General features: G+C 57.9%; 22 protein-coding genes. 13 read left to right on the top strand and 9 right to left on the bottom strand.

Features of this window, described 5'->3' with window-relative positions; translation table 11 throughout:
* Positions 1–13: 13 nt before the first annotated feature.
* From ACA063_RS24910 to dksA, 4 genes are all read right to left on the bottom strand, one after another.
* Complete coding sequence (locus ACA063_RS24910; protein ID WP_162437824.1) at positions 14–2,968, bottom strand: sensor histidine kinase; 2,955 nt, start codon at positions 2,966–2,968, stop codon at positions 14–16.
* Positions 2,952–3,128 (bottom strand): hypothetical protein, encoded by a 177-nt coding sequence (locus ACA063_RS24905; protein WP_003176118.1) that lies wholly within the window; start codon positions 3,126–3,128, stop codon positions 2,952–2,954. Before ACA063_RS24905 ends, ACA063_RS24910 begins: the two co-directional genes overlap by 17 nt.
* A gap of 77 nt (positions 3,129–3,205) precedes the next feature.
* Positions 3,206–4,093: a tRNA glutamyl-Q(34) synthetase GluQRS gene (gene gluQRS / locus ACA063_RS24900; protein WP_497663745.1), complete on the bottom strand. Its 888-nt coding sequence runs from the start codon at positions 4,091–4,093 to the stop codon at positions 3,206–3,208.
* A gap of 277 nt (positions 4,094–4,370) precedes the next feature.
* A complete protein-coding gene (gene dksA, locus ACA063_RS24895) occupies positions 4,371–4,811 on the bottom strand; it encodes an RNA polymerase-binding protein DksA (RefSeq protein ID WP_007902025.1) in 441 nt (146 codons plus the stop codon).
* A 332-nt stretch (positions 4,812–5,143) separates the two neighbouring features.
* Here dksA and ACA063_RS24890 point away from each other — a divergent pair, with 332 nt between their 5' ends.
* Positions 5,144–6,316: a pyridoxal phosphate-dependent aminotransferase gene (locus ACA063_RS24890; RefSeq protein WP_497663744.1), complete on the top strand. Its 1,173-nt coding sequence runs from the start codon at positions 5,144–5,146 to the stop codon at positions 6,314–6,316.
* Positions 6,316–7,029 carry a DNA/RNA nuclease SfsA gene (gene sfsA / locus ACA063_RS24885; RefSeq protein WP_497663743.1) on the top strand — a complete coding sequence of 238 codons (714 nt, stop codon included), beginning with the start codon at positions 6,316–6,318 and terminating at the stop codon, positions 7,027–7,029. Before ACA063_RS24890 ends, sfsA begins: the two co-directional genes overlap by 1 nt.
* Here the strand turns inward: sfsA and ACA063_RS24880 are convergent.
* The gene (locus tag ACA063_RS24880) at positions 7,026–7,343 is read right to left on the bottom strand and encodes a Rieske (2Fe-2S) protein (protein ID WP_497663742.1); all 318 of its coding nucleotides are present in this window, start codon (positions 7,341–7,343) and stop codon (positions 7,026–7,028) included. The genes sfsA and ACA063_RS24880 overlap by 4 nt on opposite strands.
* 165 nt (positions 7,344–7,508) lie before the next feature.
* Between ACA063_RS24880 and ACA063_RS24875 the strand changes: the two genes are divergently transcribed.
* Genes ACA063_RS24875 through ACA063_RS24860 form a run of 4 tightly spaced genes read left to right on the top strand, consistent with a single transcriptional unit; the run spans position 7,509 to position 11,067 of the window.
* Positions 7,509–8,381: a heme/hemin ABC transporter substrate-binding protein gene (locus ACA063_RS24875; RefSeq protein ID WP_497663741.1), complete on the top strand. Its 873-nt coding sequence runs from the start codon at positions 7,509–7,511 to the stop codon at positions 8,379–8,381.
* Positions 8,378–9,415: a FecCD family ABC transporter permease gene (locus tag ACA063_RS24870; RefSeq protein ID WP_497663740.1), complete on the top strand. Its 1,038-nt coding sequence runs from the start codon at positions 8,378–8,380 to the stop codon at positions 9,413–9,415. The genes ACA063_RS24875 and ACA063_RS24870 overlap by 4 nt, the downstream gene beginning before the upstream one ends.
* Entirely contained in the window at positions 9,415–10,182 is a 768-nt protein-coding gene (locus ACA063_RS24865) for a heme ABC transporter ATP-binding protein (RefSeq protein WP_497663739.1), read from the top strand. Before ACA063_RS24870 ends, ACA063_RS24865 begins: the two co-directional genes overlap by 1 nt.
* Positions 10,183–10,203: 21 nt before the next feature.
* Positions 10,204–11,067, top strand: coding sequence for a ChaN family lipoprotein (locus ACA063_RS24860; protein WP_497663738.1), 864 nt, complete (start codon positions 10,204–10,206; stop codon positions 11,065–11,067).
* 247 nt (positions 11,068–11,314) lie between these two features.
* On the opposite strand, the gene ACA063_RS24855 is transcribed toward ACA063_RS24860, so the two are convergent.
* The 3 genes from ACA063_RS24855 to ACA063_RS24845 all read right to left on the bottom strand — a co-directional run bounded on the left by ACA063_RS24855 (position 11,315) and on the right by ACA063_RS24845 (position 13,822).
* Positions 11,315–11,587 (bottom strand): TfoX/Sxy family protein, encoded by a 273-nt coding sequence (locus tag ACA063_RS24855; RefSeq protein ID WP_007971093.1) that lies wholly within the window; start codon positions 11,585–11,587, stop codon positions 11,315–11,317.
* 243 nt (positions 11,588–11,830) lie between these two features.
* Positions 11,831–12,175: a pentapeptide repeat-containing protein gene (locus ACA063_RS24850; RefSeq protein WP_497663737.1), complete on the bottom strand. Its 345-nt coding sequence runs from the start codon at positions 12,173–12,175 to the stop codon at positions 11,831–11,833.
* Between the two features lie 90 nt (positions 12,176–12,265).
* Entirely contained in the window at positions 12,266–13,822 is a 1,557-nt protein-coding gene (locus ACA063_RS24845; protein ID WP_497663736.1) for a bifunctional aminoglycoside phosphotransferase/ATP-binding protein, read from the bottom strand.
* Between the two features lie 117 nt (positions 13,823–13,939).
* Here ACA063_RS24845 and mrcB point away from each other — a divergent pair, with 117 nt between their 5' ends.
* The 3 genes from mrcB to ACA063_RS24830 are packed head-to-tail and all read left to right on the top strand — an operon-like array spanning position 13,940 to position 17,353.
* Positions 13,940–16,264, top strand: coding sequence for a penicillin-binding protein 1B (gene mrcB, locus ACA063_RS24840; protein ID WP_497663735.1), 2,325 nt, complete (start codon positions 13,940–13,942; stop codon positions 16,262–16,264).
* A gap of 16 nt (positions 16,265–16,280) precedes the next feature.
* Positions 16,281–17,018 carry a tetratricopeptide repeat protein gene (locus ACA063_RS24835; protein ID WP_497663734.1) on the top strand — a complete coding sequence of 246 codons (738 nt, stop codon included), beginning with the start codon at positions 16,281–16,283 and terminating at the stop codon, positions 17,016–17,018.
* A complete protein-coding gene (locus tag ACA063_RS24830) occupies positions 17,018–17,353 on the top strand; it encodes a YqcC family protein (protein WP_162437837.1) in 336 nt (111 codons plus the stop codon). The genes ACA063_RS24835 and ACA063_RS24830 overlap by 1 nt, the downstream gene beginning before the upstream one ends.
* A gap of 145 nt (positions 17,354–17,498) precedes the next feature.
* Here the strand turns inward: ACA063_RS24830 and ACA063_RS24825 are convergent, their stop codons facing one another.
* Positions 17,499–17,912: a DUF4124 domain-containing protein gene (locus ACA063_RS24825; protein WP_497663733.1), complete on the bottom strand. Its 414-nt coding sequence runs from the start codon at positions 17,910–17,912 to the stop codon at positions 17,499–17,501.
* Between the two features lie 400 nt (positions 17,913–18,312).
* Here ACA063_RS24825 and ACA063_RS24820 point away from each other — a divergent pair, with 400 nt between their 5' ends.
* The 4 genes from ACA063_RS24820 to pssA all read left to right on the top strand — a co-directional run bounded on the left by ACA063_RS24820 (position 18,313) and on the right by pssA (position 22,595).
* Complete coding sequence (locus tag ACA063_RS24820; protein WP_497663732.1) at positions 18,313–20,037, top strand: acetolactate synthase 3 large subunit; 1,725 nt, start codon at positions 18,313–18,315, stop codon at positions 20,035–20,037.
* 2 nt (positions 20,038–20,039) lie between these two features.
* Entirely contained in the window at positions 20,040–20,531 is a 492-nt protein-coding gene (gene ilvN, locus ACA063_RS24815; protein WP_003176102.1) for an acetolactate synthase small subunit, read from the top strand.
* 48 nt (positions 20,532–20,579) lie between these two features.
* Positions 20,580–21,596, top strand: coding sequence for a ketol-acid reductoisomerase (gene ilvC / locus ACA063_RS24810; RefSeq protein WP_007948647.1), 1,017 nt, complete (start codon positions 20,580–20,582; stop codon positions 21,594–21,596).
* A gap of 144 nt (positions 21,597–21,740) precedes the next feature.
* On the top strand, positions 21,741–22,595 hold the full coding sequence (gene pssA, locus ACA063_RS24805) for a CDP-diacylglycerol--serine O-phosphatidyltransferase (RefSeq protein WP_162437840.1): 855 nt from the start codon (positions 21,741–21,743) through the stop codon (positions 22,593–22,595).
* Positions 22,596–22,650 lie beyond the last annotated feature (55 nt).

Below are 22,650 nucleotides of genomic sequence, written 5' to 3'. Positions count from 1 at the left end.
ACTCTCGACGGTCTCAGTTCACAGCGGACGTCGCTTCGACATGACGCGGCAAGGTCACCCGAATACGGGTGCCGCGTTGGCTTTGAACATCAGCCGGGCTGTCGATGGTGATTTGTCCATAATGCTCTTCAACGATGGAATAGACCAGTGCAAGGCCCAGACCGGTGCCTTCGCCAGGGTCCTTGGTGGTGAAGAAGGGTTCGAACAATCGGTCCATGATGTTCTTCGGAATACCGCTGCCTTCGTCTTCCACGATCAGGTCGACCGTGTGCTCGCCGGCTTCGCTTTTAACGCGCACTGCACTGCCGGGAGGCGAGGCGTCGCGGGCGTTTGAGAGCAAGTTGATCAAGACCTGGGCGAGTCGCTGCGGGTCGCCTTCGACCCAGTGATCGGGGTCGCACAGGTTGTAGAATTGCACTTCGAAATTGCGTCGATTGAGGGCCAGCAGGCCTATCGCGTCCTGGGCGACTTCCGCCAGACAGACGGGCTCGTCGCTGTGCTGATGGCTGCCGGCATGGGCGAAGCTCATCAGTGACTGAACGATGCGCGATACCCGCTTGGTCTGCTCGAGGATCTGGCCGCTGATTTCCTTCAACTCACTGTCGTCCTCACGCTCTTCGCGCAGGTTCTGCGCCAGGCAGGCGATACCGGTAATCGGGTTTCCGATCTCATGGGCCACGCCGGCAGCGAGTCGACCAATACTGGCCAGACGCTCGGAGTGCACCAGTTTGTCTTCGAGCATCTGGGTTTCAGTCAGGTCTTCTACCAACAGCACCAGGCCACTGTTACCCGGCGCGAGGGGTTCATCGATGGCGGCTTTGTGCAGGTTCAGCCAACGGGTCTGGCCGTCGAGCGCTAGATGCTGTTTGTGCAAGTGCTCGTCCGGCAGGTTGATGAAGCCTTGCAACAGTTCTTTCCACGGATCGGCAATGGTGCTCAGGCGTGAACCGACCACGCGCTGGGCGGCGATTCCGGTGAGTTCCTCCATGGCTTTGTTCCACATCAGGATTTCCTGGTCCTTGGCGAGGGAACAGACACCCATCGGCAACTCTTGCAACGTCTGGCGGTGGTAACGACGCAACGCGTCCAGTTCCGCTGCCAGCCCGGTCAGACGCGAGTGGTAATCCTCTAAACGGCTTTCGATGAAGTGAATGTCTTCAGTCACGTAGTTTTCGCCGCCGGCCTTGTAAGGCAGGAAGGTTTCGACCATGTCCTGAGCGACGCTGGGCCCCATCAGGCCAGACAGGTTGGCCTCGATCCGGTCCCTTAATCGGCGCAACGCATACGGTCGGCGCTCATCGAATGGCAGGTAGAGGTCGCGCAACGCCTGTTCCACTTCCTTTTGCGCAGCCTTCGCACCCAATGGTTTGGCCAGTTGGGTGGCAAATTCCTGTGGAGAGGCGGCGTGCAATTCGCGACGTTGTGGTCGGCGGACGTTATCCACAGCGCAAGCTTCTGCAGCGCTGGCTTCTTCAGGACTGGCATTGGTGAATAGTGAGATGAGCGTGAACATCAGTACGTTGGCAGCCAGCGAAGCAATGGCCGCCATGTGCCAACTGGTGTCGTCCAGCACGTAAATCATGTTCAGGAGCGGAATATAGAAGCCCTGCAAATTGCCGACCAGCGGCAACAGCATCGTCACCAGCCACACCAGGATCCCGGCCAGCAAGCCGGCGATAAAGCCGCGACGGTTGGCGGTCGGCCAATACAGGACCGACAGCACACCCGGCAGGAACTGCAACGTCGCCACAAACGCGACGATCCCAAGGTTGGCCAGATCCTGCTCGGCGCCGAGCAGCAGATAGAAACCGTACCCGGCCATGATGATGGCGACGATCAGCGCCCGGCGGGTCCACTTCAGCCAGCGATAAATGTTGCCTTCGGCCGGCGGCTGGTAGAGCGGCAGCACCAGGTGATTGAGTGCCATCCCGGACAGCGCCAGGGTGGTGACAATGATCAAACCGCTGGCAGCCGATAATCCGCCGACATACGCCAGCAGTGCCAACGCCTTGCTGTTGGCGGCGATACCGATTCCCAGGGTGAAGTATTCCGGGTTGGTAGTGGCGCCGAGCTTCAGTCCGGCCCAGAGAATCAGCGGGACAGCCAGGCTCATCAGCAGCAGAAACAGTGGCAAACCCCAGCTCGCACTGACCAGCGAGCGAGGGTTGAGATTTTCGGTAAACGTCATGTGATACATGTGCGGCATCACGATCGCCGACGCAAAGAACACCAGCAGCAGTGTGCGCCACGGACCTTCCTGCAACGGTGTATGCAGGGCAGCCAGCGCCGTCTGGTTTTGCAGCAGCCAAAGCTCGAGTTGTTGCGGACCATCGAACACGCCGTACAGCGCATAGAGGCCGACGCCGCCAATGGCGATCAGTTTGATCACCGACTCGAAGGCAATCGCGAACACCAGGCCTTCGTGTTTTTCGCGGGTAGCGATATGGCGTGAGCCGAAGAAAATGGTGAACAGTGTAATCAGCGCACAGAAGCTCAATGCCACGCGATGTTGGACCGGCTCGCGAGTGAGAATGCCGATGGAGTCGGCCACGGCCTGAATCTGCAACGCCAGTAACGGCAGCACGCCGATCAACATGAAAATCGTCGTCAGTGCCCCCGCCCACGTGCTGCGAAACCGGAACGCAAACAAGTCTGCCAACGAGGACAATTGATAGGTGCGGGTGATTTTCAGGATCGGATACAGCAGCACCGGCGCCAGCAGGAAAGCGCCCGAAACACCGAGATAGCTGGACAGGAAACCGTAACCGTATTGATAGGCCAGGCCCACGGTGCCGTAAAAAGCCCAGGCACTGGCGTAAACACCCAGCGACAGGGTGTACGTCAGAGGGTGGCGAATGATCGCCCGGGGGATCATGCCCCGTTCACTGATCCAGGCTACGCCGAACAGCACGGCCAGGTAGGCGGCGCTGATCAGGATCATCTGGGTCAGGCTAAAGCTCATCGGCATCTTTTTGGCTCTGCAGGATGAAGGTCACGACGATCAGAATCAGCCAGAGCAGATAAGGGCGATACCAGGCACCGGTGGCGTCGATCCACCAATCCATGATGGCTGGGGAGAACAGATAAATCCCCACTACCAGGAGCAGGACCAAGCGATAGATGTACATCCCGGCCTCTCTTTTTTATGCACGTGCCCGAAAACGTGCGGCGATGGTAACGGATGGGCGCGCCACTGCAAGTGTGATCACTGCAGTTGCGCTTCGGGAAGGTCAAGTGTGCGCGGGATCAGCAGCGCATCCCAGTGGCCAATGGCCCAGTTCAGCACTTCCCTGGGCGTTGCGTACGACATTTCGGTCCCCGGTTTCTGCCCGAGCGCGCGCAGGGCACGCAGCAACAAAGGTGTTGCCTGATCGGTTGTCAGAGGCGGAGAACGGTAGGATTTGCCGAGCTTGTTGCCATCGGGCTGAGTGATCAGCGGGATATGCAGGTATTTCGGTTGCCGCAGGCCGAGCAGCTCTTGCAGGTAAAGCTGGCGCGGCGTGGAATCCAGCAGGTCGGCGCCACGGACGATATCAGTGATGCCTTGCCAGGCGTCGTCCAGCACCACCGCGAGTTGATAGGCATAGAGTCCGTCGCGGCGGCGAATCACGAAATCACCGACGTCACGACCCAGGTGCTGGCGATACTCGCCTTGCACGCGGTCGATAAAGTGGTATTCCAGTTCGGGTACTCGCAATCGTATTGCAGCGTTTTCAGTGCCGTGCCCGGCATTACGGCAGAACCCTGGGTAGATGCCGTGATAGGGCTCCAGTTGTTTGCGCGAGCAGGTGCAGGCATAAGCCAGGCCGTGGTTAAACAGGCGATTGAGAACTTCGGCATAGGCATCGTGCCGGTCGCTTTGGCGGATCACTTCACCGTCCCACTCGAAGCCATAGCTCTCCAGGGCCTTGAGTATTGCAGCCTGAGCGCCGGGTTCTTCTCGAGGCGGATCGAGGTCTTCCATCCGCATCAGCCACTGACCGCCCACCGAGCGGGCGTCGAGGTACGAGGCCAGCGCTGCGACCAGCGAACCGAAATGCAGATGTCCGCTGGGCGTGGGGGCGAAGCGGCCGATGTAGGAGGTGGCGGTCATAAAGGTGATCTATGTTGTTGGGCCAGACGCAAATCACTTGAGGGAGGTGGCCTTTGTGGCGAGGGGATTTATCCCCGTTCGGCTGCGGAGCAGTCGCAAACCAGTAAATGCGTTCTATCTGATGCATCGCGATTACAGAGTTTGGGGCCGCTACGCGACCCACGGGGATAAATCCCCTCGCCACGAAGGTCCGCTCCCTCAAGGGGGTCCTGCTGGTGCGAATTTTGGAAACAAAAACGGAGCGTTCGCACGCTCCGTTTTTTCGTTCAAGTCGAGATTACTTGCCGACTTGCTTTTCCTTGATTTCCGCCAGGGTCTTGCAGTCAACGCACATATCGGCGGTAGGGCGGGCTTCCAGTCGCTTGACGCCAATTTCGACGCCGCAGGACTCGCACCAGCCATATTCTTCGTCTTCGATCAATTGCAGGGTCTTGTCGATCTTCTTGATCAATTTGCGCTCGCGGTCGCGGGCACGCAGTTCGAGGCTGAATTCTTCTTCCTGGCTGGCACGGTCTGCCGGGTCCGGGAAGTTGGCCGCTTCGTCCTTCATGTGATCAACCGTACGGTCGACTTCCTGCATCAAGTCCTGTTTCCACTTGTTCAGGATCTTGGTGAAGTGCGCGCGCATGGGCTTGCCCATGTATTCCTCACCCTTTACTTCTTTGTAGGGTTCGAAGCCGCTGATCGACTGGTTTTGCTGCTTTGCTTGGGTGGGCATGAAATGGACCGCCTCTACTCTTGTAATCCATTGCGCAGGATTGCTCCATCACCGACACCTGCCGGCCCTGCGGCTGCAAGCGGGCGAACTTACCAGATCAAATCGGACCGCGCTACTCCCGGATGTCGAGGTAATGGCCCGATGCACTTGCAAATGATTGCAAAGCCTTGTCTGGTGGTGCTGGAGACCTGATCAAATATTGATTTTAGTCAAACCTGGGATACACGCTTGAGTCGTTTTGGACCGGCGTTATGAGCGTCTGACCGCTTTAGGTTCTCGCTCGTTCCAGTGCTTGGGTAGAATCAGTTCTTTTTACCGTTGAAGGAAGGCCAATGGCTCAGTCCTACAGTGCCCGCAGTCGCGCGATCGAACCCTTTCATGTGATGGCGCTGTTAGCGCGGGCCAATGAATTGCAGGCCGCGGGCCACGATGTGATCCACCTGGAAATCGGCGAGCCTGACTTCACCACCGCCGAACCGATTATTCAGGCGGGCCAGGCGGCACTCACGGCGGGGAAGACCCGTTACACCGCCGCACGGGGTATTCCCGAACTGCGTGAAGCCATTTCGGGTTTCTATCAACAGCGTTATGGATTGAACATCGATCCGCAGCGAATTCTCATCACGCCTGGTGGTTCCGGGGCGTTGCTGCTGGCCAGCGCCTTGTTGGTGGACCCGGGCAAACATTGGTTGCTGGCGGATCCGGGTTACCCCTGCAACCGGCATTTCCTGCGCCTGGTGGAAGGTGCGGCGCAGTTGGTGCCGGTCGGCCCGGACGTGCGTTATCAATTGACGCCTGACCTGGTGGCTCGTCATTGGGACCATGACAGCGTGGGTGCCCTCGTGGCCTCGCCTGCCAACCCGACCGGGACCATTCTGACCCGCGATGAGCTGGCGGGCTTGTCCACCGCAATCAAGGCGCGACACGGCCATCTGGTGGTCGACGAGATCTACCACGGCCTGACGTACGGCACCGATGCCGCCAGCGTGCTGGAAGTCGATGACAGCGCATTTGTGCTCAATAGTTTTTCAAAGTATTTCGGCATGACCGGGTGGCGCCTGGGTTGGCTGGTTGCCCCTGAGGCAGCTGTCGGCGAACTGGAGAAACTGGCTCAAAACCTCTACATCAGCGCCCCCAGCATGGCCCAGCATGCCGCGCTGGCTTGTTTTGAGCCTGCTACCATCAGCATCCTCGAAGAGCGCCGCGCCGAGTTTGGTCGTCGTCGTGATTTCCTGCTGCCTGCTTTGCGCGAGCTAGGTTTCGGTATCGCTGTAGAACCTGAAGGCGCGTTCTATTTGTACGCGGATATCAGCAAGTTCGGCGGCGATGCCTTCGCGTTTTGTCGTCACTTCCTTGAAACCGAACATGTTGCGATCACCCCGGGGCTGGATTTCGGTCGTTATCAGGCCGGCCATCACGTGCGATTCGCTTACACCCAAAGCCTTCCTCGGCTGCAGGAAGCGGTCGAGCGGATCGCCCGCGGATTGCGGAGCTGGCAAGGCTGATGCGCTTTCATCCTCCCCTTGAAGAAGGCCGCCTGATTCGTCGTTACAAGCGCTTCCTCGCTGACATCGAGACTGTAAACGGTGAGTTGCTGACCATTCATTGCCCGAACACCGGCTCGATGCTCAATTGCCAGGTTGAGGGCGGGCAGGTCTGGTTCAGCCGTTCCAATGACCCGAAGCGCAAGTTGCCCGGCACCTGGGAAATCGGCGAAACCCCGCAGGGGCGCCTGTTTTGCGTGAACACCGGGCGCGCCAACGGTTTGATCGAGGAGGCATTGCGTGCCGGGGTCATCACCGAACTGAACGGCTTCACCGAGCTCAAGCGTGAAGTGGCTTACGGGCAGGAAAGCAGTCGCATCGATTTCCGTCTTGACTACCCGAACGGGCCGGCCTATGTGGAAGTCAAGAGCGTCACGCTCGGCTTTGATGGCTCATCGGTGGCTGCTTTTCCCGATGCGGTTACCCAGCGGGGCGCCAAGCATTTGCGCGAGCTGGCACACCTGGCGCGGGACGGGATCCGCGCGGTGCAGCTGTATTGCGTGAACCTGAGTGGCATTGATGCCGTGCGTCCTGCGCACGAAATCGATTCGGCTTATGCGGCAGCGTTGCGCGAAGCGGTGGCGTGCGGGGTCGAGGTGCTGGCGTACGGTGTGAGATTGAGCCATGAAGAGATAGTGGTCGATCGGCGCCTGAATGTGGCGTTTGAAGATTAAAGGCTGATCCAGATTCCTTTTTCATCTTCGCGGCAAGGGACACTGGTCAGGAATTGTCCGGAACACGGGCCGGCGACGCACTCGCCGTCTTCGATCAGAAACAGTGCGCCGTGGGTCGCGCACTGGATCAGGCTGTTGCTGGGGTCGAGAAACTGGTCGGGTTGCCATTCCAGTCCGACGCCACGATGCGGGCAACGGTTGAGGTAGACATACACTTGTCCACTTCGGCGCACTGCAAGGAGCTTCTGGCCATGAATGTCAAAGCCACGGCTGCTGGAATCGGCGAGCTCCAGGCCCGCGCAAAGAAACTTCATGTCTATCCTCAAACACGCCTGCTCGTGACTGGATATGTCAGAGCTTGACGTTCAAATGCAAACAATTATCAAATGCCGGCTCTGCCCGTTGGGTGCAGGTGCCGACGCCGAGAATACTTGGCCTGTCAGCTCCACGCCTGGAAAAAACTTTAAAGGAAGCTGTTTATGCGCCTGAGTACCCGCGTTGCTGCGCTCTGTGTTGGTCTCCTCGCCAGCCACCACGTTGCCGCAACCGAGTTGCCACAACGTTGGGTCAGTGCCGGTGGCGCCCTGTCGGAGTGGGTCAGCGCGCTGGGTGGTGAGTCGAAGTTGGTCGGTGTCGATACCACCAGCCAGCACCCGGAGGCACTCAAGGCACTGCCGAGTATCGGTTACCAGAGGCAATTGTCGGCTGAAGGCATTTTAAGCCTGCGCCCGCAAATATTGGTGGGCACCGAAGAAATGGGGCCACCGCCGATACTGTCGCAGATCCGCAACGCGGGAGTGCAGGTCGAGCTGTTCTCAGCCCAGCCTGATTTGCCTGCCTTGCAGAGTAACTTGCAGCATTTGGGCAAGTTGCTGGGTGCCGAAGACCAGGCTTCGAAGCTGTTTCAGTCTTACCAGCAACAGCTTGATCAACAAAAGGTCCGGGTTACCAAGGCGCAATTGAGTCAGTCGTCACCGGGTGTGCTTGTGTTGATCGGTCACGCGGGCGGCAAGCCGCTGATTGCCGGCAAGGACACCAGCGCGGATTGGCTCCTGCAACGCGCCGGAGGACACAACTTGGCGACGCATACCGGGTACAAGCCGTTTTCCGTCGAGTCCTTGATCAGTCTGGACCCGCAAGTTCTGGTGTTTGCCGACCGCGCGCTGAATGGCGAGGAGGCGCGTGCCGCCTTGTTTAAAGAAAATCCTATTCTGTCTTCGACACGTGCGGCCAAGGACGGGCGCGTCATTGAGCTCGATCCGACGCTACTGGTTGGCGGGCTTGGGCCGCGGTTACCCGATGAACTGAAAAAACTGTCTGACGGTTTCTTCCCCGGCACTGCCGACCAATGACGGTTCTGGTTAAACCGCGTGCATTGTTCATTGGCCTGAGCCTGCTGTGTTTACTGGCAATCTGGTTGTCGCTGGCGCTTGGCCCGGTCAGTCTGCCGCTGCTCGACACGTTGCGCGTAGCGCTGCGCATGATCGGCCTGCCCATTGCGCCAGAGGGCCTGGAGCAGGCGGAACTGATCCTCGGGCAAATACGCCTGCCGCGGACTTTGTTGGGACTGGCGGTGGGTGGCGTGCTGGCGTTGTCCGGCGTGGCCATGCAGGGGCTCTTTCGTAACCCGCTGGCCGATCCGGGCTTGGTGGGCGTCTCCAGCGGCGCGGCGCTCGGCGCGGCGGTTGCTATTGTCGGTGGTTCGGCATTTGGCGGTCTGCCGGAGGCTTTCGGGCCTTACCTGTTATCGCTGTGCGCCTTTCTCGGCGGTCTCGGTGTGACCGCGCTGGTTTATCGGCTGGGGCGGCGCAACGGTCAGACCAACGTCGCAACGATGTTGTTGGCAGGCATTGCTTTGACTGCTCTGGCGGGATCTGCCGTTGGGCTTTTCACCTATCTGGCGGACGACGCCACCCTGCGTACCCTGGCGTTCTGGAACCTCGGCAGCCTCAATGGCGCCAGTTATTCGCGACTTTGGCCGTTGCTGTTGATCAGTGCCGGTGTGGCACTGTGGCTGCCACGTCGTGCGAAAGCCTTGAATGCATTGTTACTGGGAGAGTCCGAGGCCGGGCACCTGGGCATTGACGTGGAAAGGCTCAAGCGCGAACTGGTCTTCTGCACGGCGCTGGGAGTGGGGGCAGCCGTGGCAGCGGCGGGAATGATTGGCTTTGTCGGATTAGTGGTGCCGCATCTGGTGCGTTTGCTGGCCGGTCCTGATCATCGGGTGCTGTTGCCGGCGTCGGTGCTGGCCGGCGCCAGTCTCTTGCTGTTTGCTGACCTGGTAGCGCGGCTGGCACTGGCACCTGCCGAGCTGCCCATTGGCATTGTTACGGCGTTCATTGGTGCTCCGTTCTTTCTGTACCTGCTCCTCAGAGGCCGCGCCTGATGTTGCGAACGCAAAACCTGAAAATCAGCCGCGGCCGCAAGACCGTGTTGACGGATATCACGCTTGAACTCAAACCGGGAGAAGTCCTGGGTGTGCTGGGACCTAACGGTGCCGGCAAGAGCACCTTGCTTGGCGCCTTGTGTGGCGAGTTGAAGGCTGATCACGGAAACATCTGGCTCGACGAGCATGAGTTGAATCACTGGACCGGGGCATTGCGAGCTCAGCGTCTGGCGGTATTGCCGCAGGTGTCGACGCTGGACTTTGCCTTTCGGGTCGAAGAAGTGGTCGGCATGGGGCGTTTGCCTTATCAGAGTGGTCGTGTCCGGGATGACGAGATTGTCGCGGCGGCCTTGAACGCCGCCGATGCCGGGCATTTGCATGGCCGCAGTTACCTGGCTCTGTCCGGAGGCGAGCGTCAGCGAATACATCTGGCGCGGGTTCTGGCGCAACTCTGGCCAGGCGAGGTGGGGCAAACCTTGTTGCTCGACGAGCCCACTTCAATGCTCGATCCACTGCACCAGCACACCACACTGCAAGCTGTGCGCGAATTCGCCGATCGTGGTGCGGCGGTGATGGTGATCCTGCATGATCTGAATCTGGCAGCGCGCTATTGTGATCGACTGTTGCTGCTCGAAGGCGGACGACCTGTTGCGCTGGATACGCCGGACCGGGTGTTACGTCCTGATCGACTTCAGGCAGTGTTCGGTCTGGAAGTACTGGTGCAGCAGCACCCGGAGCGTGGGCATCCGCTGATCATCGCCCGCTAGATCTGTTACCGGGGTGAATCCATGCGCGTAATGCTGATACTGGGATTGTTATTACTGAGTGCCTGTACGCATGTTTCAGCGCCGCCACCTGTGGTGGGTGAGATTCGCGACTTGCACAGTGGTCTGGCTTTGACGCCGCAGGCGCTGATTGCGGCGCTGGCCAAGTCTTCTCGACTGATCGTGGGTGAGCAGCATGACAACCGCGATCACCACGAGCTGCAGTTGTGGTTGTTGCAGTCGTTGGGGGATACGCGGCCTCAGGGCAGTCTGCTGTTGGAGATGCTCACGCCGGATCAGCAACCTCGTGTCGATGAAGTGCGTCACGCCGCGACGCCGCCGAAGGATCTGCCTGGATCTCTGGCCTGGCAGTCTGGCTGGGAGTGGGATCTGTATGGGCCAATCGTTCGATTTGCCCTGACTCAACCGTACCCATTGCTGGCGGCAAATCTGGACGTGTCTGAAATTCGTGCCATCTACGCAAACCCACCCACGCTGAGCGGTTCGCGTTCCAATGCATCGTCCGTGAGGGACGAGCTTCTGAAACAAGTCAGCGACTCGCATTGTGGTCTGTTACCCGCGTCGCAAATGCCGGCAATGCTGGCGGTTCAGCAGCAGCGCGATCGACGCATGGCTGAGCGCTTGCTTGCCGCCCCCGAGCCTTCGGTGCTGTTTGCCGGCGCGTTTCATGCGCGCAAGGATGTCGGTGTGCCGATCCACCTGCTCGATCTGGGAGCACCCGAGGCACCGACAGTATTGATGCTGGCTCAGCAGGGTAACGAGGTCACGTCGCAGATGGCCGATTACGTTTGGTACACACCGGCCACGCCAACCCCGGATTACTGCGAGCAGATGCGAAAACAGTTCGGAAAGTCGTCAGAGAAGTAAGTTAATGCAGGGCTTTTTGACAGGCAAAAAAAGACCCGGCAAGAGCCGGGTCAAATAACCGTGATTAGCCTGATGAGGAGATATCTGAGAGTCCGAACCAAGGGCTGTTCAAATATCGACCAGTCTCGCGACCAGTTGTGATAATCATAGCGATTCTCATTACCATGTCAACAGCTGATTTTTTGTTGCCTTTGAATTTCCCGGAAAATCATCCGAGAGGCCCGTAATCATTGGGCTTCACGTCTATTCAATTTTTGTGACGGGACGAAATAGCCTCCAGTTGTTTGTTCAGCGCTTCTTTCCGTTCTGCAGGAATGTCGTTCCAGTGCACGTCCATCAGGGCGCCTTCGATTGCATACAACAACACCTTGGACGCCCGAAACCCGCGCGTACGCACGGCCCGATAGGCATCCACCGCCCCGAGGCGACGCAAGTCGGAGGCGCTGTGGATGCCCACGGCATGCAGCCATTGCGCCGACGTCTTGCCAAGATTCTTCAGGTGTTGCAGTTCATCATTCATCAAGCCTCCTTGCGACGGCCGAATGGTGCGTGGGCAAGCTTCTCAGGAGTGTAGCCATCAGTAGGAAAAGCGTGATTCTTTGGTCGGTTTCAGGGTAAATGCTTCTAAGAAGCGCTGGCGCCGAGTCCAAGGAAATACGTGAATCGAATTGAAGGAAGGTGCCGGGATCGAGTTGATCGGATGTTACGACCCACAGTCCAGCGCAAAGCGGGGGCGCTGGACCGTTCGGTTAACAGGTCGTTTTTAGCGAGTGCGATATCGCAGACGGGTTCCAAAGTTCATCGACATAAGGATCTCGTCCGCGCTCAATTCTGCGGGGAAATAGGCTCCGGAAATCTGCGCGTGGGCCAAGCTGGCGCCTTCGAGTGAGGATTTGCGAAAGTCGATGCCGCGCAAGTCGGCGGAGCGAAAATAAGCGTCGGTGAAGTCCACGCCTTCGGCATTCAACTCACGCAGGTCCAGGCCTCGGAAGTCGCCGCCGATCATGTCGATGATTCCGTCCTTGGGACGTTCAGTGTTGAAACCTGTGATGTCGTCTTTGTGCAGCAAGGCATAAAGCGGAGTGTCGAGGAGTTTGGGCTGGCTCATGTCACATCACCTGTTGGTTTTATGGCGCCAGTATAGTGCCACTATTTGACAGCCGTGAAGCCACGCAGGCCCCACGGCTGAAATACTTCCTTACAGGCCGGGCAGGCGCTGGCGAATTTGCGCTACGACGGTGTCGAGCGTCCCGCTTTCGTTGGTTTGAACCCGTTTGCTGCACAGAATCTCTGCAGGCGTCAGGGCTTCGCGATTGGCTTGCTGATCGGCGATAACTGCCAGGTTCGCGTCGGAAGGGTCGGTTTTATCGGCTTGGCGCAATGCCAGCCAACCCTCGATGACCGCTTGTGGCGCGTTGCAATCAAGGATCAAAAACGGTGCGCCAGTGGCCTCGGCGATTTTCGCCGCGCCGTCGCGTTGCTCACGCTTGAGGTACGTGGCGTCGACTACAACCGGGAAGCCAGCACGCAGGATCACGGCCGCGATTTCATGCAGGCGGGTATAGGTTGCGGCGCTGGCGTCGGCGCTATAAATGCCGGCATGCGGATCGTTTGTCACGGTCTGCTCGCCGAACAGGCGCTTGCGTTCTACATCGGAGCGCAGGCGAATCGCGCCCAGTGCTTCCACCAGACGCATCGCCACCCGGCTCTTGCCGACAGCAGAAACACCGTGGGTGATGGCCATGAAACGCGAAGGAATGGTGCTGTAGCTTTCAGCCAGGTTGGCGTAGTTGCGATACTGACGAAGCGTTGTGGCGCGCTGAACCGGGTCGGCTTCGGCCGGCATGCTGAACAGCGTGACCTTGGCACGAACCAGCGCGCGGTAGGCCTTGTAGAAGTTCAGCAGTTCAAGGCCCTGATAGTCGCCAGTCAGCTCCAGGTATTGGCTGATGAAACGACGCGCCAGACTTTTCAGACCGCGGTCCTCAAGGTCCATCGCCAGGAAACCGGTGTCGGCGTAAACGTCGGTGAAGCGGAACGGCTCGTTAAATTCGATGCAATCGAAAATCACGACCTTGCCGTCAATCAGGGTGGCATTACCCAGATGGATATCACCGTGGCATTCGCGGATAAAACCGTCGGCCTTGCGCTGGGCAAACAGCGGTTTGAGGCGTTCGAAGCTGCTTTCCGCCCAGGCTTGAAGGGCATCAAGTTGCAGCAGATCGGCCTTGTCGCTGAGGAATGGACGGATCTGCTCGAAGTTCTGACTGACAGGGGCCATCACGCTGTCCGGCTGACCGGCTTCATGTTCGGCGGGGACTTTCGGCGCATTGAGGTGGAACTGAGCAATTTGCGCGGCCATCTCGTCGATGTGCGCGGTGGTCAGTTCACCATTGGCCTGCAGCGTGCTCAGCAGATTAGCCTGCGGAAACTGGCGCATTTTCAGGGCGAATTCGATGGCCGGTCCTTCGCCACCCAGTTGGGGAGCCTCAACACTGCCAGTAATCGGTAACACTTCAAGATACAAATCATTGGTCAAACGCTGGTTGAGTCGCAGCTCTTCACCGCAAAAATGCTCGCGAGCGTCGAGGCTGGTGAAATCGAGGAAGCCGAAATTCATGGGCTTCTTCACTTTATAAGCAAACGGGCCGGTGAGCAGGACCCAGGAAATATGGGTCTCGATGACCTGGAACCCTTCTACGGGATGCGGGTAGAGGGCAGGGTTTTGCAGGGCAGCGATCAGGGACTGGCTCACAGGCGATCCTTCAGAGTCTGGGAAAATTCACGGTCGCCATTATGGCCGCAAGTCCGCCCGACGCAAACCTCGGAGGGCTTCTGTTGAGTATGAATAAAGTGCGTATAATCCGCCGCCATGACTCGTACTCGATCCCCTCGCACTCCAAAAAAACCACCTTCCAAGGGCATGCGCCCCTGGCTTGGATGGGCCCTTAAACTCAGTCTGGTCGGCCTTGTGGTGCTCGCCGGATTCGCGGTTTACCTCGACGCCATCGTCCAGGAGAAGTTCTCCGGCAAGCGCTGGACAATCCCTGCCAAGGTCTACGCGCGCCCGCTGGAACTGTTCACTGGCCAGAAGCTGAGCAAAGAAGACTTCCTCACCGAACTGGACGCTTTGGGCTACCGGCGCGAAAGCGTGAGCAATGGGCCGGGCGCTGCGTCGGTCAATGGCAACACTGTCGACCTGAACACCCGTGGCTTCCAGTTCTATGAAGGCATGGAGAAGGCCCAACCGGTGCGTGTCCGGTTCTCGGGTGACTACGTCGCCGAGCTCTCCGCGACGAACGGTTCGAAGCTGTCCGTTGTGCGGCTTGAGCCGCTGATGATCGGCGGGATTTACCCGAAAAATCTTGAAGACAGGATTCTGATCAAAATCGATCAGGTCCCGCCGTACCTGCTGGAAACCCTCGTCGCAGTTGAAGACCGGGATTTCTACAGTCACTGGGGCGTTTCGCCCAAGTCGATCATGCGAGCCCTATACGTCAACACCTCTGGCGGCCGGATGACGCAGGGCGGCAGTACGCTGACGCAACAATTGGTCAAGAACTTCTACCTGACCAGCGAGCGCAGCCTGTCTCGCAAACTCACCGAAGCCATGATGGCGATGTTGCTTGAGTTGCATTACGACAAGCGAGAAATTCTTGAGGCCTATCTCAATGAAGTGTTCGTGGGTCAGGATGGCCAGCGGGCGGTGCACGGTTTTGGTTTGGCCAGTCAGTTCTTCTTCGGGCAGCCGTTGTCCGAGCTGAAACTGCATCAGGTTGCGTTGCTGGTCGGTATGGTCAAGGGACCGTCCTATTACAACCCGCGTCGCAATCCTGAGCGGGCGCTCGAGCGGCGAAATCTGGTGCTCGACGTGCTTGAGCAACAAGGCGTTGCCACCGCCGAACAGGTCGCCGCAGCGAAGAAAATGCCACTGGGTGTGACAACGCGCGGCAAGTTGGCTGATAGCTCGTTCCCGGGTTTTATCGATCTGGTCAAACGTCAGCTGCGCCAGGACTATCGTGACGAAGACTTGACCGAGGAAGGCCTGCGGATTTTCACCAGTTTCGACCCGATTCTGCAGATGAAAGCGGAAGCATCGGTCAACGATACGTTCAAGCGTCTGTCCGGGCGCAAGGGCTCCGATGAGGTTGAAGCGGCCATGGTCGTGACTAACCCGGAAACAGGTGAGGTCCAGGCCATGATCGGCAGTCGACAGGCCAGTTTTGCCGGTTTCAACCGCGCACTGGATGCGGTCAGACCGATTGGCTCGCTGATAAAGCCGGCGGTTTATCTGACCGCCCTTGAGAAGCCAAGCCAGTACACGCTGACCAGTTGGCTGTCCGATGATGCTTTTTCCGTCAAGGGTGCGGACGGTCAGGTCTGGAAGCCGCAGAACTATGATCGCCGCTCCCATGGCACGGTTTTCCTTTATCAAGGGTTGGCGCATTCCTACAACTTGTCTACCGCGCGTCTCGGGTTGGCGGTAGGTGTACCCAACGTGCTCAAGACGCTGGCGCGCCTTGGTGTGACTCGTGAATTTCCGGCATTCCCCTCGATGCTGCTCGGGGCGGGAGGTTTGACTCCGATTGAAGTTGCGACCATGTATCAAACCCTGGCCAACGGTGGTTTCAATACGCCGATGCGCGGGATTCGTAGCGTGCTGACTGCTGAAGGCGAGCCGCTCAAGCGTTACCCGTTCCAGATCGAGCAGCGTTTCGATCCGGCGTCCATTTATCTGATTCAAAGCGCCATGCAGCGGGTCATGCGCGAAGGTACCGGCAGTTCGGTTTACAACGTGTTACCGAAAACCCTGACGCTGGCCGGCAAGACCGGTACCAGTAACGACTCCCGAGACAGCTGGTTCGCAGGGTTCAGCCAGGACTTGCTGGCGGTGGTGTGGTTGGGGCGCGATGATAACGGCAAGACGCCGTTTACCGGTGCCACCGGTGCATTGCAGGTCTGGTCCAGTTTCATGCGTAAGGCCGATCCACTGCCGTTGGACATGCCGCAGCCGGACAACATTGTTCAGGCGTGGGTCGATTCGCGCACGGGACAGGGCTCGGATGCCAACTGCCCAGGTGCCGTGCAGATGCCGTATATTCGCGGCAGCGAACCACCTCCCGGTGCCGCCTGCGGTGGTGAAAGCCCTGCTTCTGGCGAAACGGTGATGGATTGGGTCAAAGGCTGGATGAATTAAGCAAAGAGGGTTTCAAGTGAACAAGTGGTTGATTCCAGCGGTTACCGCCGTGGCTTTGCTCAGCGGTTGTTCCACCGTGCAGCGCGGTTCGATTCCAGTAGTGGATTCGGGCAGCGCTGTGTCGAACAGCGAACGTATTCAGGCGAATGGCGGTTTCCGTCAGACGACAGTGAAACGCCCTGCGCAAGCCCAGACCCAGGCGATCCCGCAAGGTGATACCGGTGTAGTGGTCATGGTGCCCGGTGGCGGGGCAGTAGCATCGGCACCGATCAGTACGTCGCCGATCACGCCGGGCCCTATTACTCCGGGGCCGATCGACACTTCGCCAGTGCAGTCGGCGCCAATCAATCAGGGTAACTACAGCATGCCGTCGACGCCGAGCGGCATTCCCTCCGCCAGTACGGGGGGTGGCTTGTCCGCTGATGAGCAACTGGATGGTCCGGTATTGGCGTTGTTGACGACCGCGCAGCAGCAACAGGCCGGTGGTGATCTGAACGGTGCGTCGTCCAGTCTTGAGCGTGCTCAGCGAGTGGCGCCCCGGGAGCCGCAGGTGCTTTATCGTCTGGCACAGGTCCGCATGGCCCAAGGCGATGCGGCACAGGCTGAGCAGTTCGCGCGACGCGGCCTGACCATGGCCAACGGTCGTCCGGATCTTCAGGCCAGCTTGTGGGGTTTGATCGCTCAGGCGCGTGATAAACAGGGTGATTCCGCTGGCGCCGCATTGGCCCGTCAGAAGGCCAAGGTTTCGCTGTGATGGACGAACGCTTCCCGAAGATCGCCGAACAATTGCTGTTGATCGAGCGCGAGCTGCGTGTTCAGGGCTGGTGGGACGAGGTCTCTCCATCGGTCGAAGCGCTTTCCAGTGTCGAGCCCTTTTCGGTCGACACACTGGATTTCGAGCAATGGCTGCAATGGATCTTCCTGCCGAGGATGAAGGTGATCCTTGAACAGGATCTACCGTTGCCCAATGCCTCGGGAATTCAGGAAATGGCCGAAATGGTTTTCGCCGCCCGTAATGTCCAGGGCAAAGATCGTCAACTGCAGGTACTGCTAAAAGAGTTCGATCTGCTGATCACGGCCTCGCGCTAAGGCCGATTCATTGTTGGATCTGTAAGGCTTGTAGGAGCTGTCGAGTGAAACGAGGCTGCGATCTTTTGATCTTGATCTTTAAAAACAAGATCAAAAGATCGCAGCCTCGTTTCACTCGGCAGCTCCTACAGGTATCTATCCGCACCTATTGGCAGTTCTCCGCAATCTGTTTCTGTGCTTCGTTTGTTCGCTCCTGACGCTGTTGATCGGTCAGGCGACGCATCTCTCCATCCACATCCTCTCGTAACCTTGGATTGTTCTGCAGTTGAGCAAGGTTCGTGCGTGCCTGTTCGCAGAACACTTTCAACTGGGTCTGTTGATCGGCGACCTGCTCTTTCACCGATTTGTCGATCGCCTGCTGATCGCCAATAACGTTGCTGTGTGCTGGTGGCGTGGGTTTGCTTGCAGGCGCAGAGGGCGTGACCACTGTTGTCGACGCTTGGCCTTGTGGTGGTTGAGCGTCGAAATGGGTAACGCCTTGGGCGTCGACCCATTTATAGATTTGACCGGCCATACACAAAGGGCTGATCAAAAGACTGACCATCAATAAAGTTCGCATGCCATTTCCTTGCCATGAGTTGCGCAATTGAAGCTAACACAGTTGCTGTTTAGCGGTTTTTTCTTGCTTTCTCATGCGCTTACTTCAATAAAGCACATAGACGACTTGACTTGGAGAGGGCGAAACAGAAGAATCCAAAGTCCGCTGTAGAGGGACTGCCAGAAGCAGACCCACTCAGCAGATCATGAGGCGCACATCCGCGCCGACCTGTTACACCCGCAACGCGTTACCTCGCGCTGGGTGGGAAAGGCCCGCAACACTTGGGACGATCCCAATACTTGCTCAGTCAGTGCTGACGTAGTCGGCGACCACCGTCGCTCATGCTCTGCTGAGAAGTAAACCTATTAAGACCCGTCCTCTTTGAAGTGGGCGGTATTCTGGCGTTTTAGAGGTGAACAACGTGGAGCTTTTATCTGGCGGTGAGATGCTCGTCCGCTTTTTGCGTGACGAAGGCGTCAAGTACATCTACGGGTACCCGGGTGGTGCTCTTCTTCATGTTTACGACGCGCTGTTCAAAGAACCGGAAGTGACTCACATCCTGGTTCGTCACGAGCAGGCTGCGACCCATATGGCTGACGGCTATGCCCGCGCAACCGGTAAAGCCGGTGTGGTGCTGGTAACTTCCGGGCCGGGCGCAACCAATGCCATTACCGGTATTGCCACGGCATACATGGACTCCATTCCGATGGTGATCATTTCCGGCCAGGTGCCTAGCACCATGGTAGGCACCGATGCATTCCAGGAAACCGACATGATCGGTATCTCCCGGCCGATCGTGAAGCACAGCTTCATGATCAAGCATGCTTCGGAAATCCCGGAAGTCATGAAGAAGGCGTTCTACCTGGCGCAATCCGGTCGTCCTGGTCCGGTCGTTGTTGATATCCCGAAAGACATGACCAATCCGGCCGAGAAGTTCGAATACATCTTCCCGAAAAAAGCCAAGCTGCGTTCCTACAGCCCGGCTGTCCGCGGTCACTCAGGGCAAATCCGCAAGGCAGCAGAGATGCTCCTGGCGGCCAAGCGTCCTGTGTTGTATGCGGGCGGCGGTGTGATTCTTGGTGGTGGCTCCGCGCCGCTGACCGAGCTGGCGAAGATGCTCAACCTGCCAGTGACCAATACCCTGATGGGTCTCGGTGCCTACCCTGGCACGGACCGTCAGTTTATCGGCATGCTCGGCATGCACGGCAGCTACACCGCTAACCTGGCGATGCACCATGCCGATGTGATCCTTGCTGTTGGCGCTCGTTTCGACGATCGCGTGATCAATGGCCCGGCCAAGTTTTGCCCGAACGCCAAGATCATTCACATCGACATCGACCCTGCTTCGATTTCCAAGACTATCAAAGCTGACGTGCCTATCGTTGGCCCGGTCGAGAGTGTCCTGACCGAAATGGTCGCGATCCTCAAGGAGATCGGCGAGACCCCGAACAAGGAGTCCGTTGCCAGTTGGTGGAAGCAAGTTGACGAATGGCGCGGTGACCGCGGCCTGTTCCCTTATGACAAGGGCGACGGCAGCATCATCAAGCCGCAGACCGTGATCGAAACCCTGTGCGAAGTGACCAAGGGCGATGCCTATGTCACCTCAGACGTGGGTCAGCACCAGATGTTCGCCGCGCAGTACTACAAGTTCAACAAGCCGAACCGCTGGATCAACTCTGGTGGCCTGGGCACGATGGGCTTCGGTTTTCCAGCGGCCATGGGGATCAAGTTGAGCTTTCCGGATGATGACGTCGCCTGTGTGACGGGCGAGGGCAGCATCCAGATGAACATTCAGGAGTTGTCGACCTGCCTGCAGTACGGTTTGCCGGTAAAAATCGTCATCCTGAACAACGGTGTGTTGGGCATGGTTCGCCAGTGGCAGGACATGAGTTATGGCAGTCGCCACTCGCATTCCTACATGGAATCGTTGCCTGACTTCGTCAAGCTGGCAGAGGCCTATGGTCATGTTGGCGTACGCATCACCGACTCGAAAGATTTGAAGTCGAAGATGGAAGAGGCGTTCGCCATGAAAGATCGCCTGGTGGTTATCGATATCTCGGTGGACACCAGCGAGCACGTCTATCCGATGCAGATCAAAGACGGCTCCATGCGCGATATGTGGCTGAGCAAGACGGAGCGTAGTTAATCATGCGGCACATTATTTCCTTGCTTCTGGAAAACGAACCTGGCGCTCTGTCTCGTGTAGTCGGCCTGTTCTCGCAGCGCAACTACAACATCGAAAGCCTGACGGTGGCACCGACCGAAGACCCGACACTGTCGCGTCTGACGTTGACCACGGTTGGTCACGATGAAGTGATCGAGCAGATCACCAAAAACCTGAACAAGTTGATCGAAGTGGTCAAATTGGTCGACCTGTCGGAGAGTGCTCACATCGAGCGCGAACTGATGCTGGTCAAGGTCAAGGCCACCGGTGCCCAGCGCGCCGAGATCAAGCGCACTACCGATATTTATCGTGGGCAGATCGTCGATGTCAGCGCCAGCGTGTATACCGTTCAACTGACCGGTACCAGCGACAAGCTCGACAGCTTCATTCAGTCCATTGGCACTGCCTCGATTCTGGAAACCGTCCGCAGTGGCGTGACCGGGATTGCTCGCGGCGACAAAGTACTCAGCATCTAAACCAAATTAGTGAATGGCCTGAACGGCCTGGATATATAGGGGAATTTCATGAAAGTTTATTACGAAAAAGACTGCGACCTGTCGATCATCCAGGGCAAGAAAGTTGCCATCATTGGTTACGGCTCCCAGGGTCACGCTCAAGCGTGCAACCTGAAAGACTCCGGCGTTGACGTTACCGTTGGCCTGCGTAAAGGTTCGGCTACCGTTGCCAAAGCAGAAGCCCACGGCTTGAAAGTGACCGACGTTGCTTCGGCTGTTGCTGCTGCCGACCTGGTCATGATCCTGACCCCGGACGAGTTCCAGTCCGCTCTGTACAAGAATGAAATCGAGCCGAACATCAAGAAGGGCGCCACCCTGGCCTTCTCCCACGGTTTCGCGATTCACTACAACCAGGTGGTTCCGCGTGCCGACCTCGACGTGATCATGATCGCGCCAAAAGCACCGGGTCACACCGTGCGTTCCGAGTTCGTCAAGGGCGGCGGTATCCCTGACCTGATCGCTATCTATCAGGATGCTTCCGGCAACGCCAAGAACGTTGCGCTGTCCTACGCTGCTGGCGTTGGTGGCGGCCGTACCGGCATCATCGAAACCACTTTCAAGGACGAGACCGAAACCGACCTGTTCGGCGAACAAGCCGTTCTTTGCGGCGGTACCGTTGAACTGGTAAAAGCCGGTTTCGAAACCCTGGTTGAAGCTGGCTACGCGCCGGAAATGGCCTACTTCGAATGCCTGCACGAACTGAAACTGATCGTTGACCTCATGTACGAAGGCGGTATCGCCAACATGAACTACTCGATCTCCAACAACGCTGAGTACGGCGAGTACGTAACGGGTCCGGAAGTAATCAACGCCGAATCCCGTCAGGCCATGCGCAACGCTCTGAAACGTATTCAGGACGGCGAATACGCCAAGATGTTCATCAGCGAAGGCGCAACCGGCTATCCTTCGATGACCGCCAAGCGTCGTAACAACGCCGCTCACGGTATCGAAATCATCGGTGAGCAACTGCGCTCCATGATGCCGTGGATCGGTGCCAACAAGATCGTCGACAAAGCCAAAAACTAAGTCGCACGGTTGAACGGAAAACGCGGCCTAGGCCGCGTTTTTTCGTTTGGGAGGCCGGTTCTGGTATAAAGCTGCATCGTTTGTGGTCGAACCGTCGTCCCAGACACTTGTCGAAACTTTCCACCCTGTTGCAAGGTAATGTCCATGAGCGAACGTCCCGAAGAGCCAAACCAGGCTTCTGACGCCGAAAGCCTGCTGCCCATCGATGAACATATCGAAGAAGGGCATGACGCTGAAGGTCGTAAAGTCCGGCATCGTGGTATCTATCTTCTGCCGAATCTGTTCACCACTGCGAATTTGTTCGCAGGGTTTTATTCCATCATCAATTCGATGAGCGCCCAGGCGGCATTGAGTGCCGGTGATTCAGTCAATGCGAGCAAGTATTTTGCTTTCGCTGCGATCGCGATCTTTGTCGCCATGGTCCTCGACGGGCTTGATGGCCGTGTTGCTCGCATGACCAATACACAAAGCGCTTTCGGTGCCGAGTACGATTCTTTGTCGGACATGGTTGCCTTTGGTGTTGCGCCGGCATTGCTGGCGTTTGGCTGGGCGTTGGGCGACATGGGCAAGGTTGGCTGGATGGTTGCCTTCATCTATGTAGCTGGCGCTGCCTTGCGCTTGGCACGCTTCAATACTCAGGTTGGCACTGCGGATAAGCGCTACTTCATCGGTCTGGCCAGTCCGGCTGCTGCGGGTGTAGTCGCTGGTATTGTCTGGGCCTTCAGCGATTACGGCATCCAGGGCTCCAAGATGTCTTTCCTGGTGGCATTGATGGTTGCCGCTGCCGGTATGCTGATGGTCAGCAATATCAAGTACAACAGCTTCAAGGAGCTGGATCTGAAAGGGCGCGTCCCTTTTGTGGCGATCCTGGCTGTGGTCCTGGTATTTGCTGTTGTGTTCAGTGATCCGCCGCGCATTTTGCTGCTGGTTTTCCTTGCTTATGCTGCCTCCGGTCCGGTGCAATATCTCTTAAGACTTCGCCGGCACAAGAACGCGTAACATCCCTCATACTCCGCAGTCTATTGGTGTATCTGTTCTCCAATACTGCGGAGTA

Source organism: Pseudomonas sp. LBUM1643, from assembly GCF_059716215.1.
The sequence above is the reverse complement of the archived record's forward strand: the minus strand, read 5'-3'. Positions and strand labels throughout refer to the sequence as shown.